The organism is Streptomyces sp. NPDC054834 (assembly GCF_053611185.1).
The window spans coordinates 108,160-124,108 of record NZ_JBSGZV010000007.1; the positions used below are offsets into that span (position 1 = coordinate 108,160).

Annotated in this window: 17 protein-coding genes; 13 read left to right on the top strand and 4 right to left on the bottom strand. The window is 69.9% G+C overall.

Translation table 11 applies throughout. The features are described from left to right. The first annotated feature begins 157 nt into the window (after positions 1-157). Positions 158-838, top strand: coding sequence for an RDD family protein (locus tag ACWGJM_RS12325; RefSeq protein WP_453411595.1), 681 nt, complete (start codon positions 158-160; stop codon positions 836-838). Positions 839-852: 14 nt separating this feature from the next. On the opposite strand, the gene ACWGJM_RS12330 is transcribed toward ACWGJM_RS12325, so the two are convergent. After that, a complete protein-coding gene (locus ACWGJM_RS12330; protein WP_453411596.1) occupies positions 853-1,149 on the bottom strand; it encodes a hypothetical protein in 297 nt (98 codons plus the stop codon). 406 nt (positions 1,150-1,555) lie between these two features. On the opposite strand from ACWGJM_RS12330, the gene ACWGJM_RS12335 reads away from it, so the two are divergent. Together ACWGJM_RS12335 and ACWGJM_RS12340 are read left to right on the top strand one after the other, a co-directional pair. Further along, on the top strand, positions 1,556-3,907 hold the full coding sequence (locus tag ACWGJM_RS12335; RefSeq protein ID WP_453411597.1) for an immune inhibitor A domain-containing protein: 2,352 nt from the start codon (positions 1,556-1,558) through the stop codon (positions 3,905-3,907). A gap of 121 nt (positions 3,908-4,028) precedes the next feature. Further along, positions 4,029-4,370, top strand: a complete 342-nt coding sequence (locus tag ACWGJM_RS12340) for a hypothetical protein (RefSeq protein WP_453411598.1) — start codon at positions 4,029-4,031, stop codon at positions 4,368-4,370. A 32-nt stretch (positions 4,371-4,402) separates the two neighbouring features. On the opposite strand, the gene ACWGJM_RS12345 is transcribed toward ACWGJM_RS12340, so the two are convergent. Next, on the bottom strand, positions 4,403-4,993 hold the full coding sequence (locus ACWGJM_RS12345) for an isochorismatase family protein (protein ID WP_453411599.1): 591 nt from the start codon (positions 4,991-4,993) through the stop codon (positions 4,403-4,405). Between the two features lie 229 nt (positions 4,994-5,222). Beyond that, on the bottom strand, positions 5,223-6,569 hold the full coding sequence (locus ACWGJM_RS12350) for a nicotinate phosphoribosyltransferase (RefSeq protein WP_453411600.1): 1,347 nt from the start codon (positions 6,567-6,569) through the stop codon (positions 5,223-5,225). 57 nt (positions 6,570-6,626) lie between these two features. On the opposite strand from ACWGJM_RS12350, the gene clpS reads away from it, so the two are divergent. The 9 genes from clpS (at position 6,627) to ACWGJM_RS12395 (ending at position 14,470) form a co-directional block, all read left to right on the top strand. Further along, on the top strand, positions 6,627-6,944 hold the full coding sequence (clpS, locus tag ACWGJM_RS12355) for an ATP-dependent Clp protease adapter ClpS (protein WP_453411763.1): 318 nt from the start codon (positions 6,627-6,629) through the stop codon (positions 6,942-6,944). 31 nt (positions 6,945-6,975) lie between these two features. Then, positions 6,976-7,581: a DUF2017 domain-containing protein gene (locus ACWGJM_RS12360; protein ID WP_453411601.1), complete on the top strand. Its 606-nt coding sequence runs from the start codon at positions 6,976-6,978 to the stop codon at positions 7,579-7,581. A 341-nt stretch (positions 7,582-7,922) separates the two neighbouring features. After that, positions 7,923-9,350: an amino acid permease gene (locus ACWGJM_RS12365; protein WP_453411602.1), complete on the top strand. Its 1,428-nt coding sequence runs from the start codon at positions 7,923-7,925 to the stop codon at positions 9,348-9,350. Positions 9,351-9,495: 145 nt separating this feature from the next. Continuing rightward, on the top strand, positions 9,496-9,918 hold the full coding sequence (locus ACWGJM_RS12370; RefSeq protein WP_453411603.1) for a Mov34/MPN/PAD-1 family protein: 423 nt from the start codon (positions 9,496-9,498) through the stop codon (positions 9,916-9,918). A 79-nt stretch (positions 9,919-9,997) separates the two neighbouring features. Further along, on the top strand, positions 9,998-10,093 hold the full coding sequence (locus tag ACWGJM_RS12375; protein WP_361450311.1) for a putative leader peptide: 96 nt from the start codon (positions 9,998-10,000) through the stop codon (positions 10,091-10,093). A 108-nt stretch (positions 10,094-10,201) separates the two neighbouring features. Continuing rightward, positions 10,202-10,480: a MoaD/ThiS family protein gene (locus ACWGJM_RS12380; RefSeq protein WP_453411604.1), complete on the top strand. Its 279-nt coding sequence runs from the start codon at positions 10,202-10,204 to the stop codon at positions 10,478-10,480. 17 nt (positions 10,481-10,497) lie between these two features. Beyond that, the gene (locus tag ACWGJM_RS12385) at positions 10,498-11,448 is read left to right on the top strand and encodes a PLP-dependent cysteine synthase family protein (RefSeq protein WP_453411605.1); all 951 of its coding nucleotides are present in this window, start codon (positions 10,498-10,500) and stop codon (positions 11,446-11,448) included. 262 nt (positions 11,449-11,710) lie between these two features. Beyond that, positions 11,711-13,783: a putative Ig domain-containing protein gene (locus ACWGJM_RS12390; protein WP_453411606.1), complete on the top strand. Its 2,073-nt coding sequence runs from the start codon at positions 11,711-11,713 to the stop codon at positions 13,781-13,783. Positions 13,784-13,903: 120 nt separating this feature from the next. Next, a complete protein-coding gene (locus tag ACWGJM_RS12395; RefSeq protein ID WP_453411607.1) occupies positions 13,904-14,470 on the top strand; it encodes a hypothetical protein in 567 nt (188 codons plus the stop codon). A 24-nt stretch (positions 14,471-14,494) separates the two neighbouring features. Here the strand turns inward: ACWGJM_RS12395 and ACWGJM_RS12400 are convergent, their stop codons facing one another. Then, on the bottom strand, positions 14,495-14,956 hold the full coding sequence (locus tag ACWGJM_RS12400) for a type II toxin-antitoxin system PemK/MazF family toxin (protein ID WP_453411608.1): 462 nt from the start codon (positions 14,954-14,956) through the stop codon (positions 14,495-14,497). A gap of 237 nt (positions 14,957-15,193) precedes the next feature. Between ACWGJM_RS12400 and ACWGJM_RS12405 the strand changes: the two genes are divergently transcribed. Then, entirely contained in the window at positions 15,194-15,946 is a 753-nt protein-coding gene (locus ACWGJM_RS12405) for an MBL fold metallo-hydrolase (protein ID WP_453411609.1), read from the top strand. Positions 15,947-15,949: the final 3 nt, after the last annotated feature.

The following is a 15,949-nucleotide window of genomic DNA, read 5'->3' on the forward strand; positions in this document are numbered from 1 at the left end:
GCCCGGCACGCCGAGAGCACGCACCGGACGCCGCCGGGCCCGCCCTCCGGGCGGACGACGGGACTTTCGCAACAGGCCCTAGAGCCCGTCCGGACCGCGTACTCCGGACGGCCGTCCGCCGGGTGCGGAGCCGGGGTGTTCGCGATCGACTCGGGCCATGAGCAGCGAACCGCCCCCCGGCTCCGGACCGCAGCCCCCGGAGGACGACCCGTTCAGGAAACCGCCCCCGCCGGACCAGGGGCAGGGCTCGCCGTACGGTGGTCAGCAGCCCCCCGGCGGCGGTGAGCAGCCGCCGCCCTACGGCGGTCAGCAGCCCCCGTACGGCAGCCAGCCCCCGCCCTACGGCGGCCCGCCCGGAGCCGGCGGCTATGCCAGCGACCCGCTCGCCGGTATGCCCCCGCTCGCGGACAGCGGCAAGCGCACCCTGGCCCGCATCATCGACATGATCCTGGTGGGCATCGTGGTCTGGCTGCTCACCTGGGGGTTCGGGGTGCGCGAGTACCAGGTGAACGGCGAGCGGATGGAGGTCGGCAAGGGGCTCACGCAGTCGCTCATCGCCGCCGTGCTCTACGTCGCCTACGACACCGTCCTGATCGCCCGGTCGGGCCAGACCCTCGGCAAGAAGTGGCTGCGCATGCGGGTGGCCGACCTCAACGACGGCAGCACGCCCTCCAGGCAGACCTCACTGTTGCGCGCCCTGGTGCTGTGGCTGCCGTTCGCGTTCTGCTGCGCCTGCATCTGGACGGCGATCTGCGGCGGCTGGAGCTTCTTCGACAAGCCCTACAAGCAGGGGCTGCACGACAAGGCCGCCAAGACGGTGGTGGTCAGCACCGGGTGACGGCCCAGCGGGTGTCAGGGAGCCGTGGGCTCGCGCACCGGCTCGACCGAGGCGGCCACCGGCTCCCGCCGCGCGGGCACCCGCTCGCGGGCCACCGGTGCCGGGGCCGGTTCCTCGGCCGGGGCCGCGACCGTGCGCGGCTTCGGCAGCGGGACCGTCATGGCGACCAGGAGCCCGAGGGCGAGCGCCGCGAGGGCGATGACCGCGACCCCGAGGCCCGAACTCGTCTGTGACAGCAGCAGCATGGCGAGCGTCGAGAAGATCACGGTGCAGGAACCGTAGGCGAGCTGTGCGGCGGTCGGACGAGGCATGGCAATCGTGTCCTCGGAAGATGTGGGGGTGAGACGGGACGCCGGCCTGTGTTTCCGCCGACTTCCGGGCGTTCCACCATTCGACTCTATTCGCCTGCATGCCCGAGTGGAACGGCTGGTAAGCGTGACCTAACCCACGGTACCGGTGCACAGGGGGCGCACGGAGTCATGGGGTCCAGCAAGTGGACGGGCTCACGCGCCCGTCGAGTGGGACGCGAGGTGTTCGTTAAAGCGAACCCCCGCTCCGCATAGTGCACTTGACCTGCTCAAGTCAAGGTCTGTCTTTTCTCTTAAACCTCTAGTCAAATGTCGTCACTTGACTACACGCGTTGATCAGGCGCGCACGGGCTTCCTTCCATGACCGGGACCCTCTTTCCGTGCGCGCGGACGCGGGGGAGGAACTCAAGTGACCAGCAGACCCTGGACGTTCAGAGCGGCCGCGATCGGCGTCGCGCTCGCGGCGGCCTCCGCCACGTTCTCCACCTTCGCCGTTGCGGAGGCGAGCACCACCGCCAAGTCCGCTGCCGCCAACCGGCACGACCCGGCGCCGGTGAAGCAGCAGGAACACAACCTCGACGGCCCGCTGAGCAAGACCCAGGAGGCTCAGCGCCAAGAGGCCCTCAACCAGGTCATATCCGGCAAGGCCAAGGCCAAGGAGCGCAACGGCTCGAAGGTCGTCCAGCTCAAGAGCAAGAAGGGCGACGGCAAGTACGTCGAGCTGAGCCGGGAGAAGACCGACAAGATCTTCACCATCCTGGTCGAGTTCGGCGACCAGACCGACCCGAAGTACGGCGGCACCGCCGGCCCCCTGCACAACCAGATAGCCGCGCCGGACCGTACGAAGGACAACTCGACGGCCTGGCAGAAGGACTACAACCAGAAGCACTTCCAGGATCTGTACTTCGGCACCGGCAAGAACACCGAGTCGGTGAAGAAGTACTACGAGAAGCAGTCCTCGGGCCGCTACTCGGTGGACGGCGAGGTCGCCGACTGGGTCAAGGTCCCGTACAACGAGGCCCGTTACGGCAACAACGCCTGCGGCTCCACCAACTGCCCGAGCGTGTGGAACGTCGTCAGCGACGGCGTGACCGCCTGGGTCGCGCAGCAGAAGGCGGCCGGCAAGTCCGACGCGGCCATCAAGGCGGACCTGGCGCAGTTCGACCAGTGGGACCGCTACGACTACGACGGCGACGGCAACTTCAACGAGCCCGACGGCTACATCGACCACTTCCAGATCGTGCACGCCGGTGAGGACGAGTCCGCGGGCGGCGGCGTCCAGGGCACCGACGCGATCTGGGCCCACCGCTGGTACGCCTTCGGCACCGACGCCGGCGCCACCGGCCCGACGGGCAACAAGCTCGGCGGCACGCAGATCGGCGACAGCGGCATCTGGATCGGCGACTACACCATCCAGCCGGAGAACGGCGGCCTGGGCGTCTACGCCCACGAGTACGGCCACGACCTCGGCCTGCCGGACGAGTACGACACCAACGGCGGCGAGAACTCCACCGGCTTCTGGACGCTGATGTCCTCCGGCTCCTGGCTGGGCACCGGCAAGGAGGCCATCGGCAACCTCCCCGGCGACATGAACGCCTGGGACAAGCTCCAGCTGGGCTGGCTCAACTACGACACCGCCAAGGCCGGCATCAAGTCCTGGCACAAGCTGGGTGTCGCCGAGTACAACACCAAGCACCGGCAGGCGCTGGTGGTCAACCTGCCCGACAAGGCGGTCACCACCGAGGTCGTCGCCCCCGCGCAGGGCTCGACCCAGTGGTGGAGCGGCAGCGGCAACGACCTCAAGAACACGCTGACCCGTTCCGTGGACCTCACCGGCAAGTCCTCGGCGACGCTGAGCCTCGACGGCTACTACGACATCGAGGCCAACTACGACTACCTCTACACCGAGGTGTCGACCGACGGCGGCGCCAACTGGACCGCGCTGGACGGCACGGTGGACGGCCAGGCCATCCCGCGTGACGCCAGCAACACCCCGGCCCTGACCGGCACGGTCGACGGCTACAAGAAGCTGTCGTACTCCCTCGACGCGTACGCGGGCAAGAAGATCCAGCTCCGCTTCCGCTACCAGACGGACGGCGGTGTGGCCCTGAAGGGCTTCGCGGCCGACGAGATCACGCTGACCGCCGACGGTTCGGCGCTCTTCTCCGACAACGCCGAGAGCGCGGACGCCGCTTGGACCGCGAACGGCTTCTCCCGCATCGGCTCGTCCTTCACCAAGGACTACAAGCAGTACTACATCGCCGAGAACCGCGAGTACGTGTCGTACGACAAGACCCTCAGGGTCGGCCCGTACAACTTCGGCTTCTCGACGACCCGTCCGGACTGGGTGGAGCACTACCCGTACCAGAACGGTCTGTTGATCTGGAAGTGGGACACCTCCCAGGCGGACAACAACACCAAGGACCACGCCGGCACCGGCCTGATCCTGCCGATCGACTCGCACCCGGCCCCGCTGAAGTGGACCGACGGCACGCTGATGCGCAACCGCGTCCAGGCCTACGACTCGCCCTTCGGCCTGGAGCGCACCGACGGCATCACCCTGCACAAGGCGGACGTCGCCACGAAGATCAAGTCCTCGAAGGGTGTGCCGGTCTTCAACGACCACACCAGCACCTACTACGACGCCTCGAACCCGGCGGCCGGGGTCAAGATCACTGACACCAACACCAAGATCAAGATCCTCAAGCAGGGCAAGGACGGCTCGACGATCGAGCTGGAAGTCGGACCCGCGGTGAAGTAGTCCGCGTTTTCGCAGGTCAGAAGCGTATCGGCGGTAGCCCCTTGGCGGGCTGCCGCCGATCGTGTTTAGGTGCGTCCTGTGGCTCTCTTATTGACACCGACCGACACGGGGGTATGACCGCATGGCCGCAGGAGGTTTCTGCAAGTTGCCGAACGGCACGGTGGTGGTGGCGCTGAACCTGCCCCGCCCCCCGGCCGGCGGCCCCGGCAGCGTGCGGGTGCTCGTACACGCCCAGAACCGCGCCCGCGCCCTGACCAGGCTGCGCAATCTCGGCATGCGCGCGGTCTATCTGCGGGGCAACGCGGCCCCGCCGACCCCGGACGAGATCACCGCCGTGCTGCACCACCCCGACGGCCTGATATGGCGTACGGCCCCCGACAACGGTGTCACCTCGCCCGAACTCGTCACGGAGCTGTGGCGCCCGATCCGGGCCCTGCTGAGGCAGCCGACGGCCCAGGCGTGAGAGGGAGCGGGGGAGCGGGAGAGCGGGCCGGGTCAGGCGGAGACGACCGGTTTGCCGGTCAGCTCCACCCCCGCCTCGCGCAGCTCCTCCAGCGCCCGCTCGGTGGTCTCCGCGGCCACCCCGGCGGTCAGGTCGAGCAGCACGTGCGTGCGGAAGCCCGCGCGGGCGGCGTCCAGCGCGGTGGCCCGCACGCAGTGGTCGGTGGCGATGCCGACCACGTCCACCTCGTCGATCTGCCGGGCCCGCAGCCAGTCCGCGAGGCCGACGCCGTTCTCGTCCGCCCCCTCGAAGCCGCTGTACGCCGCCGCGTACGCCCCCTTGTCGAAGACGGCGTCGATCGCGCCCGAGGCCACGGCGGGGGCGAAGTTCGGGTGGAAGCCCACGCCCTCGGTGCCGGCGACGCAGTGCGCGGGCCAGGAGTGGACGAAGTCCGGGTTGTCGGCGAAGTGGCCGCCGGGCGCGATGTGGTGGTCGCGGGTGGCCACCACGTGCCGGTATCCGGCGGGGGCCTGCCCGATCAGCTCCGTGATGGCGGCGGCCACGTCGGCACCACCGGCCACCGCGAGGCTGCCCCCCTCGCAGAAGTCGTTCTGCACGTCTACGACGATCAAGGCGCGGCGCATGGTCGGTGTCCTTCGGCTATGGGATCTCGAGTGGTGAAGGGGCGCGGGCCCGGCGGGGAACCTCCGAGCCTAGAGACTTCACACCGGGCGCGGGAGGGGGCACGCACCGCGCGCGGGCGCGGCGCGCTCCGGCGACGAGCCCCGGGGCCCGCCCGGCCGATTCCCGCCCGTTTCACGGCGCCCGGCCCCCTCCCCCTGTACTCGACCGCCCTCGCGGTGACGACACGAGCTAGCTACCCGAGCCCACGTGGACGTACTCCGTCGGAATGACCGGTTCGCCGCGGGAGAGCTGGGTCGCCGACAGGGGCAGGTTGCCGCGGGCGGCGGCGTGCCGGTCACGGGCGGCGTCCAGCGGCTCGCGGGCGACGATCTCGCCGCCCTTGACCAGCTCGACGAGGAGCTGCCGGTCGGCGAGCTCCTTGGGGACCGGGCCCGTACCGACGACCTCGGCCTCCGCCACCCCGTACGCGTCCAGCCGCCGCGCGGCCCACTTGCGGCCGCCGATGGAGGTCTTGCCGCCCCTGGCCTTCTTCGCCACCGCCGTCAGCGGCGCCCTCGGCTCGTCGGACTCGGCACGCGCGACGAGCTTGTAGACCATGGCGGACGTCGGGTGCCCGGAGCCGGTCACCAGCTGGGTGCCGACGCCGTACGCGTCCACCGGCGCCGCCGCCAGCGAGGCGATGGCGTACTCGTCCAGGTCCGAGGTCACGATGATCTTCGTGTCCCGCGCACCCAGCTCGTCCAGCTGCTGCCGCACCCGGTGGGCGACCAGGAGCAGGTCACCGGAGTCGATGCGCACGGCGCCCAGCTCGGGCCCGGCGACCTCGACGGCCAGCCGGACCGCCTCGGCGACGTCGTAGGTGTCGACCAGCAGGGTGGTTCCCCGGCCCAGCGAGTCGACCTGGGCCTGGAAGGCGTCCCGCTCGCTGTCGTGCAGCAGGGTGAAGGCGTGGGCGGAGGTGCCGACGGTCGGGATGTTGTAGCGGAAGCCGGCGGCGAGGTCGGAGGTGGAGGCGAAGCCGCCGATGTAGGCGGCGCGGGACGCGGCAACGGCGGACAGTTCGTGGGTGCGGCGGGCGCCCATCTCGATCAGCGGCCGGCCGCCGGCCGCCGAGTGCATCCGGGAGGCCGCGGCCGCGATCGCCGAGTCGTGGTTGAGGATCGACAGGATCACCGTCTCCAGGAGCACGCACTCGGCGAAGGAGCCCTCGACCCGCATCAGAGGCGAGCCCGGGAAGTACATCTCGCCCTCCGGGTAGCCCCAGATGTCACCCGAGAAGCGGTAGCCGGCCAGCCACTTGAGTGTTTCCTCGTCGACGATCTGCCGCTCGCGCAGGAAGCCGAGGACGCCGTTGTCGAAGCGGAAGTTCTCCACAGCGTCCAGCACCCGGCCGACGCCCGCCAGGACGCCGTAGCGGCGCCCGTCCGGCAGCCGCCGGGTGAAGACCTCGAAGACGCTGCGCCGTTCGGCTGTACCCGCATTCAGGGCGGCCTGCAGCATCGTCAACTCGTACTGGTCAGTGAAGAGCGCCGTCGAGGGAACGTCCACCGGCAGCCCAAGGTCCGCTGTGTTCATGGCAGTCGATGGTACTCCTATCTCGTCAGTGTGACGATTTCTGGCGTGCGTGGCAGCATGGCAGATGTGACGTCACCCGCTCCCGTAGAGATCGAACGCACCGAGTCGGCGGAGGAGGTCTTCGCCGTCCCCGAGCCCGACGTCCCCTGGGTGACGATCGTCCACAACGATCCGGTCAACCTCATGAGCTACGTGACGTACGTCTTCCAGACGTACTTCGGGTACACCAAGGACAAGGCCACCAAGCTCATGCTCGACGTCCACCACAAGGGCCGGGCGGTCGTCTCCAGCGGCAGCCGCGAGGAGATGGAACGCGACGTGCAGGCGATGCACGGTTACGGTCTGTGGGCCACCCTTCAGCAGGACCGGAAGTAACCGGAAATAGACCGGAGTGAACGACCCACCGATGCCCGGAACCTTCGAACCGCTCCCCGGCGGCGGCGCGGCCGTCGCGCTCGACTACGTCGAGATCTCCATCATCCGGTCGCTGGCCGTCCAGCTCCTGGAACTCATCGGCCCCGGCCCCGCCGAGGACGCCCCCGCCGACCCGCTCGCCGAGCTGTTCGCCGAGGGCCCGAGCGAGCCGCCCGCCGACCCGGTGCTGCGGCGCCTCTTCCCGGACGCCTACTGCGACCCGGAGCAGGCCCCCGCCTCGCCGGGGGACGCCGAGGAGCAGCGCGCGCACTCCGCCGAGTTCCGCCGCTTCACCGAGAACGACCTGCGGGCGGGCAAGCGGGAGAGCGCGCTGTCGGTGATCCGCTCGCTGGACGCGCTGGGGGCCGCCGGCGAGGACGAGGCGGTGCTCAGTCTGAGCCCCGAGGAGTCCCGGCAGTGGCTGGGCGCCCTCAATGACCTCCGCCTGGCGATAGGCGCCCGGCTGGAGATCGCCGACGAGGACGACACCGACGTGCTCTACCGGCTCTCGGACGAGGACCCGCGCAAGCCGATGGTGATGGCGTACCTCTGGCTGGGCGGGCTTCAGGAGACGCTTGTCTCGACCCTGATGCCCTGATTCGGTCCGATTTCCTGTTCGCTCAGCGGACGCTCAAATCCGGATAACGATCGCGTTACCGTTGCGGCCTGTTTTGCCGCGCCTGGGGGTTCTTTGTCCCATTTTCCCTGTGGCGTGCACGACATTCCGCAAGGGCGATCAATATTGCGGCCGTGATAAATCTTCACGACCGCCCGGCGAACACCACCCATGTTCGGCCGGGTGCGCCACCGAGCCGGCAACCGCCGGCCAGGCACGAGCGGGCTCGCGAAAACCCGCTCACTCCAGTCATCCGGGGGGATCGAAACCCGATCCGAGGCCGACCAGCGGCCCGGGTCGGCATGGAGAAAGGCGCACCACAGATGACCTCTTCGCAGGTCAACGAGGCCACCGAGGCCCCGGAAGAGGGCTACGAGCGCGGGCTCGGCAGTCGGCAGGTCCAGATGATCGCCATCGGCGGCGCCATCGGCGTCGGCCTGTTCCTGGGCGCCGGGGCGAACATCGCCAAGGCCGGTCCCAGCCTGATCCTCATGTACGCCCTCGCAGGCGTGATCATCTTCTTCATCATGCGGGCGCTCGGCGAGCTCCTGCTCTACCGTCCGGTCTCGGGCTCCTTCGCGGAGTACTCCCGCGAGTTCCTCGGCCCGTTCTTCGGCTACTTCACCGGCTGGACGTACTGGCTGATGTGGGTCGTCACCGGCATGGCCGAGCTGACGGCCGCCGCGATCTACGTCAACTACTGGTTCCCGGCCGTCCCCCGGTGGGTGACGGCGCTGGTGTTCCTCGTCGTGCTCTTCGTGGCCAACCTGATCTCGGTCAAGCTCTTCGGTGAGATCGAGTTCTGGTTCTCGATGGTCAAGGTCACCGCGCTGGTCGGCATGATCGTGATCGGCCTCGGTGTGCTCACCTTCGGCTTCAGCGCCGCCGGAGACACCGCCTCCGTCGCCAACCTCTGGCAGTTCGACGGCTTCTTCCCCAAGGGCGTCGGCTCCTCCCTGATGACCCTCCAGGGCGTCATGTTCGCCTATCTCGCCGTCGAGCTGGTCGGCGTCACGGCCGGGGAGTCGGAGGACCCGGAGAAGACCCTCCCGAAGGCGATCAACACGCTGCCCTGGCGCATCGCGCTGTTCTACGTCGGCGCCCTCACCGTCATCCTGTGCGTGGTGAAGTGGACCCAGTTCGCGGCGGGCGTCAGCCCCTTCGTGAAGGCGTTCGCGATGATCGGCATCCCGGCCGGCGCCGGCATCGTCAACTTCGTGGTGCTCACCGCCGCCCTGTCGTCCTGCAACTCCGGCATGTACTCCACGGGCCGCATGCTGCGCACCCTCGCGGACAACGGCGAGGCCCCCCGCGCCTTCAGCAGGCTCTCCGCCTCCAAGACCCCCGCGCTCGGCATCACCGTCTCGGTCGCCTTCATGGGCATCGGCGTGATCCTCAACTACATCGTCCCGGAGAAGGCCTTCGGCTACGTCACCTCGGTGGCGACCGCGGCCGGCATCTGGACCTGGCTGATGATCCTGATCAGCCACGTCCTCTACCGCCGTGCGGTGGGCGCGGGCCGGCTGCCCGCCTCCTCCTTCCCGGCGCCGGGCGGCGCGGTCTGCTCGTACATCGCCATCGCCTTCCTGCTCTTCGTCACCGGTCTGATCGCCTACGATGCCGACTCGCGCGTCTGCCTGTACGTGATGGCCGGCTGGGCGGCCGCCCTCGGCGTCGGCTGGCTGGCGCTGAAGGCCCGCAACCCGGAGGTCGCCGACCGCCGCGAGCCGGAGCTGGAGAAGGTGGGCTGACCTTCACCTCCGACCTTCACCGCGGACGTCCGGCCGCAGCGGGTTCTCGTGGCACCCGCTCCGGCTGCCGCTCAGGGCGTCCGGCATACGGGCCGCTCCGTACCACACCTCGGTACGGAGCGGCCCACTGCTTATATTGGCCACCATGCTGACCATCACCCAGGCCCTCGTCGACCAGATCGTCGCGCACGCGCGCAAGGACCACCCCGACGAGGCGTGCGGCGTCATAGCGGGCCCGGCGGGTTCGGACCGCCCCGAGCGCTTCATCCCGATGCTGAACGCGGCCATGTCGCCCACGTTCTACGAGTTCGACTCCGGCGACCTCCTCAAGCTCTACCGCGAGATGGACGACCGCGACGAGGAGCCGGTGGTGATCTACCACTCCCACACGGCGACCGAGGCCTACCCGTCCCGCACCGACATCTCCTACGCGAACGAGCCCGGCGCCCACTACGTCCTGGTGTCCACCGCCGACACCGACGGCCTCGGCGACTTCCAGTTCCGCTCCTACCGCATCGTGGAGGGAGAGGTCACGGAGGAGGAGGTCAAGGTCGTGGAGAGCTACTGATCTCGCAGTTCGATCAGAATTCATCCAGCATGCGAGATCACACTCCGGGACCCCGACCGGGAATCGATACGATGAGCCCATGGTTCTGAACGACGTGAGCGAGAAGGCGCCGAGTTTGCTGCTCGTGGCGCGGCTGCACGTCGACCTGTGCAGGCTGAACAGCGCCATCTGTTGACGCTGCCCTGCCGCCGTACGGCCTGAGCCGCGGCACCCCGAGCACGACCCGCACTCCGCGCCGCCGCGCGCCCACAGACCAGACACTTTCCGACAGGAGCCCGCAACCATGGCCATCGAGGTCCGCATCCCCACCATCCTCCGCACCTACACCGACGGTCAGAAGGCGGTGGAGGGCAGTGGTGAGACCCTCGCCGAGCTGTTCGCCGACCTCGAGACCCGGCACTCGGGCATCCAGGCCCGCATCGTGGACAACGGCCAGCTGCGCCGCTTCGTCAACGTCTACCTGAACGACGAGGACGTCCGCTTCCTCGACAACATCAACACCAAGCTGTCCGACGGCGACAACGTGACGATCCTGCCCGCCGTCGCCGGCGGCATGGCCTGATCGGCCGCTGATCAGCGATGCGCTACGACTCCCCGCTGGCCGCGGTGGGCAACACCCCTCTGGTGCGCCTGCCGCGGCTCTCGCCGTCCCCCGAGGTCCGTATCTGGGCCAAGCTCGAGGACCGCAACCCGACCGGCTCGGTCAAGGACCGTCCCGCGCTGCACATGATCGAGCAGGCGGAGAAGGACGGCCGGCTGACCCCCGGCTGCACGATCCTGGAGCCGACCTCCGGCAACACCGGCATCTCCCTCGCCATGGCCGCCAAGCTCAAGGGCTACCGGATGGTGTGCGTGATGCCGGAGAACACCTCGCATGAGCGCCGGGACCTGCTCGGCATGTGGGGCGCGGAGATCATCTCCTCCCCGGCGGCCGGCGGCTCCAACACCGCCGTGCGCGTCGCCAAGGAGCTGTCCGCCGAGCACCCGGACTGGGTGATGCTCTACCAGTACGGCAACCCGGACAACGCGGGCGCCCACTACGCCACGACCGGCCCGGAGATCCTCGCCGACCTGCCCTCGATCACCCACTTCGTCGCGGGCCTGGGCACCACCGGCACCCTGATGGGCGTCGGCCGCTTCCTGCGCGAGCACAAGCCGGACGTGAGGATCGTCGCCGCCGAGCCGCGCTACGACGACCTGGTGTACGGCCTGCGCAACCTCGACGAGGGCTTCGTACCGGAGCTGTACGACGCCTCCGTCCTCACCACCCGCTTCTCCGTCGGCTCGGCCGACGCGGTCACCCGCACCCGTGAACTCCTCCAGCAGGAGGGCATCTTCGCGGGCGTCTCCACCGGCGCCGCCCTGCACGCGGCGATCGGCGTCGGCAACAAGGCGATCAAGGGGGGGGAGTCCGCCGACATCGTCTTCATCGTGGCCGACGGCGGCTGGAAGTACCTCTCGACCGGCGTCTACACGGCGGCCACCACCGAGGAGGCCATCGAGACGCTCCAGGGCCAGCTCTGGGCATAGGGCTCATCATCGAAGCGCCATCCCCCTCCTATGAGGGGGCTAAGCGCTGTCCACAGGACGGCAAAGAACCCCGTGCGGGTCTGCCGTCGCCCGGCCGCGGGGGCTACGTTCTGCCCGCACCCTGTCATGTCTTGCTCGGCTCGGCACGCGGGGTGTTCCCCTCCCCAGAAATGTCATGCTCATGACTGCGCGGTTTCGCCGCCGCTACGCGCGTCACGGGCCTGCCCATCCAGTTCGACCCCACCGATGGAGGCAGAACCCCATGCGTGAGTCACGCCCGAGCAGGCGGAGACGGAGCCTGCGCAGACTCCTCGCCGTCGCCATGCCCGCCCTCGCCCTCACCGTCGCCGGACTCGTCGCGGCACCCACGGCCGGGGCCCAGGCCGCCCCCGCCGCCGCGCACACCTCCCGCACCGCCCAGAACGCCAAGGCCCTGACCGCCCCCGAGCGGCAGACCTTCCACTCCACCGGCAAGGCCGGCCAGAAGGTGCCCACCACGCACCTGTGCGCCACCGCGAAGCCCGGTCACGCCGCCTGCTTCGCCCAGCGCCGCACCGACATCAGGCAGCGGCTCGCCGCCGCGGTCGCCGCCGCGCCCTCCGGCCTCAGCCCGGCCAACCTGCACAGCGCGTACGCCCTGCCCTCGACCGGCGGCTCCGGCCTGACCGTCGCCGTCGTCGACGCCTACAACGACCCCAACGCGGCCTCCGACCTGGCCACTTACCGCTCGACGTACGGCCTGTCGGCGTGCACCGTCGCCAACGGCTGCTTCAAGCAGGTCAGCCAGACCGGCTCCACCACCTCCCTGCCGTCCAACGACAGCGGCTGGGCGGGCGAGGAGGCGCTGGACATCGACATGGTCAGCGCGGTCTGCCCCAACTGCAACATCATCCTCGTCGAGGCCAACTCCGCGACCGACTCCGACCTCGGCACCGCCGAGAACGAGGCCGTCGCGCTCGGCGCCAAGTTCGTCTCCAACAGCTGGGGCGGCTCCGAGTCCTCCTCCCAGACCAGCGAGGACACCTCCTACTTCAAGCACCCCGGCGTCGCCATCACCGTCTCCTCGGGCGACGAGGGCTACGGCGCCGAATACCCGGCGACCTCCCAGTACGTCACCGCCGTCGGCGGCACCGCACTGTCCACGTCCTCCAACTCCCGCGGCTGGACCGAGTCGGTGTGGAAGACGTCCAGCTCCGAGGGCACCGGCTCCGGCTGCTCCTCGTACGACGCGAAGCCGAGCTGGCAGACCGACACCGGCTGCTCCAAGCGCATGGAGGCCGACGTCTCCGCCGTCGCCGACCCGGCCACCGGCGTCGCGGTCTACGACACCTACGGCGGCTCCGGCTGGGCGGTCTACGGCGGCACCAGCGCCTCGGCGCCCATCATCGCGGGCGTGTACGCCCTCGCCGGCACCCCGGGCCCCGGCGACTACCCGGCGAAGTACCCCTACAGCCACACCGGCAACCTGTACGACGTCACCAGCGGCAACAACGGCAGCTGCTCGACCTCGTACTTCTGCACCGCGGCCACCGGATACGACGGCCCGACCGGCTGGGGCACCCCCGACGGCACCGCCGCCTTCACCTCCGGCACCAGCACCGGCAACACGGTGACCGTCACCAACCCCGGCAGCCAGTCGACCACCACCGGCGGCTCGGCCAGCCTCCAGATCAAAGCCAGCGACAGCGCGGGCGCCACCCTCACCTACAGCGCGAGCGGCCTGCCGACCGGCCTGTCGATCAACAGCTCCACCGGCCTGATCTCCGGTACGGCGTCCACCGCGGGCACCTACGGCGTCACCGTCACCGCGACCGACTCCACCGGCGCCTCCGGCTCGGCCTCCTTCACCTGGACGGTGAGCGCCGGCGGAGGCGGCGGCACCTGCACCTCGGCGCAGCTGCTCGGCAACCCCGGCTTCGAGTCCGGCAACACCACCTGGACCGCCTCCAGCGGTGTCATCACCAACGACAGCGGTGAGACGGCCCACGGCGGCTCGTACTACGCCTGGCTCGACGGCTACGGCTCCACGCACACCGACACGCTGTCCCAGTCGGTGACCATCCCCTCCGGCTGCAAGGCCACCTTCACCTTCTACCTGCACGTCGACACGGCGGAGACCAGCACCAGCACCGCCTACGACAAGCTCACGGTGACCGCAGGTTCGACCACCCTGGCCACCTACTCCAACCTCAACCAGGCTTCCGGCTACACCCAGAAGTCATTCGACCTGTCCTCGTACGCCGGGTCCACGGTCACGCTGAAGTTCAGCGGGGCCGAGGACTCCTCGCTCCAGACCAGCTTCGTCCTGGACGACACGGCCATGACGACCAGCTGACGCACCGCCGCTGCGAGGAGGGCCCCGGCCACGACGGCCGGGGTCCTCCGTGGATCCGGATGCGCGTCCGGTACGTCACATCCGTACCAGGACCGGTCACCGCGGAAAGGGCGGACCCCCATGCGCCGTCACCCGATGCCCCGTACGACGCTCCACCGCACCTTCGCCGTCGCCGCCACCGCGGCGGCGCTGCTCCTCGCCGGCTGCGGCTCGCAGGACGGGGGAGGGGAGGCCGGCAGCGGCTCGGTGTCACCTTCGCAGTCGCAGTCACCCTCGCAGTCGCAGTCCCCGGCCCCGAGCGACTCGGCGTCCCAGAGCACGTCACCGTCGGCCTCGCCGTCCTCGCCCCCGACCGGGCCGGGGTCCGCCGGGTCCTGCACCCCCCGCACCCAGCTCGACGCCACCGACAACGGCCGTACCGTCTGCCTCGCCAAGGGCCAGGTGCTCCGGCTCACCCTGGACGGCACCAAGGACCGGCCCTGGAAACCGGTCACCGAAGAGGGCGGCGCGCTGAAGGCCACCAACCCGGGGTTCGTGATCCAGCCGGGCGACGCGGTCGCCGCGTTCGAGGCCGTCGCACCCGGCACGGCCCGCCTGACCTCGTCCCGCCCGCTGTGCGCGAGCCGCCCCGGCCAGATGTCCTGCAAGGGCATCCAGGACTGGACGGTGACCGTGGAGGTCCGCTGACACGCGGCCTCCGGGGCGGCGCGCTCAGCCCGCCAAGTGCCGTACCTGGTCCCACAGGACCGGGTCCACCACGCCCACCCGGCGCCGGAAGTCCCACACCGCCACGTGCCTGAGCTCGTCCGTCTCCAGGAAGCTCGGCCGCCCGTGCGCGTCCCCGACGGAACCCGGCGGCAGCGGGATCACCCCGGCGCGCTCGTCGTGGTACTTGCTGGTGATCTTCGCGACGGTCGCCCGGTTGCCGCGCACCGCCAGCACCAGGCAGGGCCGATCCTTGCCACCCGGACCGTCCTCGTAGGGGACGTTGGCCCACCAGATGTCCCCGGGGTGCGGACGGGCCGCCGCCTGGCCGTGGAAGCCCTCGGGGTGGCCCGGCGGGCGGGTCCTGCGCCGCGGCGGCCGGCGGCCCCGCCCCCAGCCGTCGACTAGCGTGGCTACCAGCGCGAGCAATACCACTGCCGCGAGCGCGAGCCACCAGGACGTGTCCATACGGATGACGTTACCGGCGCGCGATTATCAATGCGCGCCCTCTCGTAAGCCTTTTGCGCCCAGGGTCCAGCCGAACCGGTGACAGCACAGGTGAGTTCGCCCACAACGGCCCCTGGCGGAGGAGCGACCGGCGCTTTTGCGCCTTACGCTCGACGGACCGCACGACCCCTGTCAGCCCCCAATTTCGCCCCTTATCCCGGTTATCCCGGTTGTCCCGCCAGCGGAGGTTTCTGCTTCATGAAGCTCACCGTCGTCGGCTGCTCGGGGTCGTTCCCGTCCGCGGAATCGGCCTGCTCGAGCTACCTCGTCGAGGCCGACGGCTTCCGGCTGCTTCTCGACATGGGCAACGGCGCCCTGGGCGAGTTGCAGCGCCACTGCGGTCTCTACGACCTCGACGCGATCTTCCTCAGCCATCTGCACGCCGACCACTGCATCGACATGCTCGGGTACTTCGTGGCGCGCTACTACCGCCACGACGGCGGCCGCTGCGACCCGATCCCGGTCTACGGCCCCGAGGGCACCGAGCACCGCCTGACCACGGCCTACGCGGACACCCCCACCGCCTCCTCCATGAGCGAGGTCTTCGACTTCCACACGGTGAAGCCGTCCACGTTCGAGATCGGCCCGTTCACCGTGCACACCGAGAGGGTCCGCCACCCCGTGGAGGCGTACGCCATCCGCATCGAGCACGGCGGGAAGTCGCTGACGTACTCCGGCGACACCGGCGTCACCGAGGCGCTCGACACGCTGGCCCGGGACGCCGACCTGTTCCTGTGCGAGGCCGCGTTCACGCACGGCAAGGAGAGCATCCCCGACCTCCACCTCAACGGCCGCGAGGCCGGCGAGACAGCCGCCCGCGCCGGCGCCCGCCGCCTGATCCTCACCCACATCCCCCCGTGGACCGACCCCCGGGCCAACCTGACCGACGCCCGTGAGGTCTTCGACGGGCCGGTCGAGCTGGCGGTGCCGAGGAAGTCGTACGAGATCTGACTC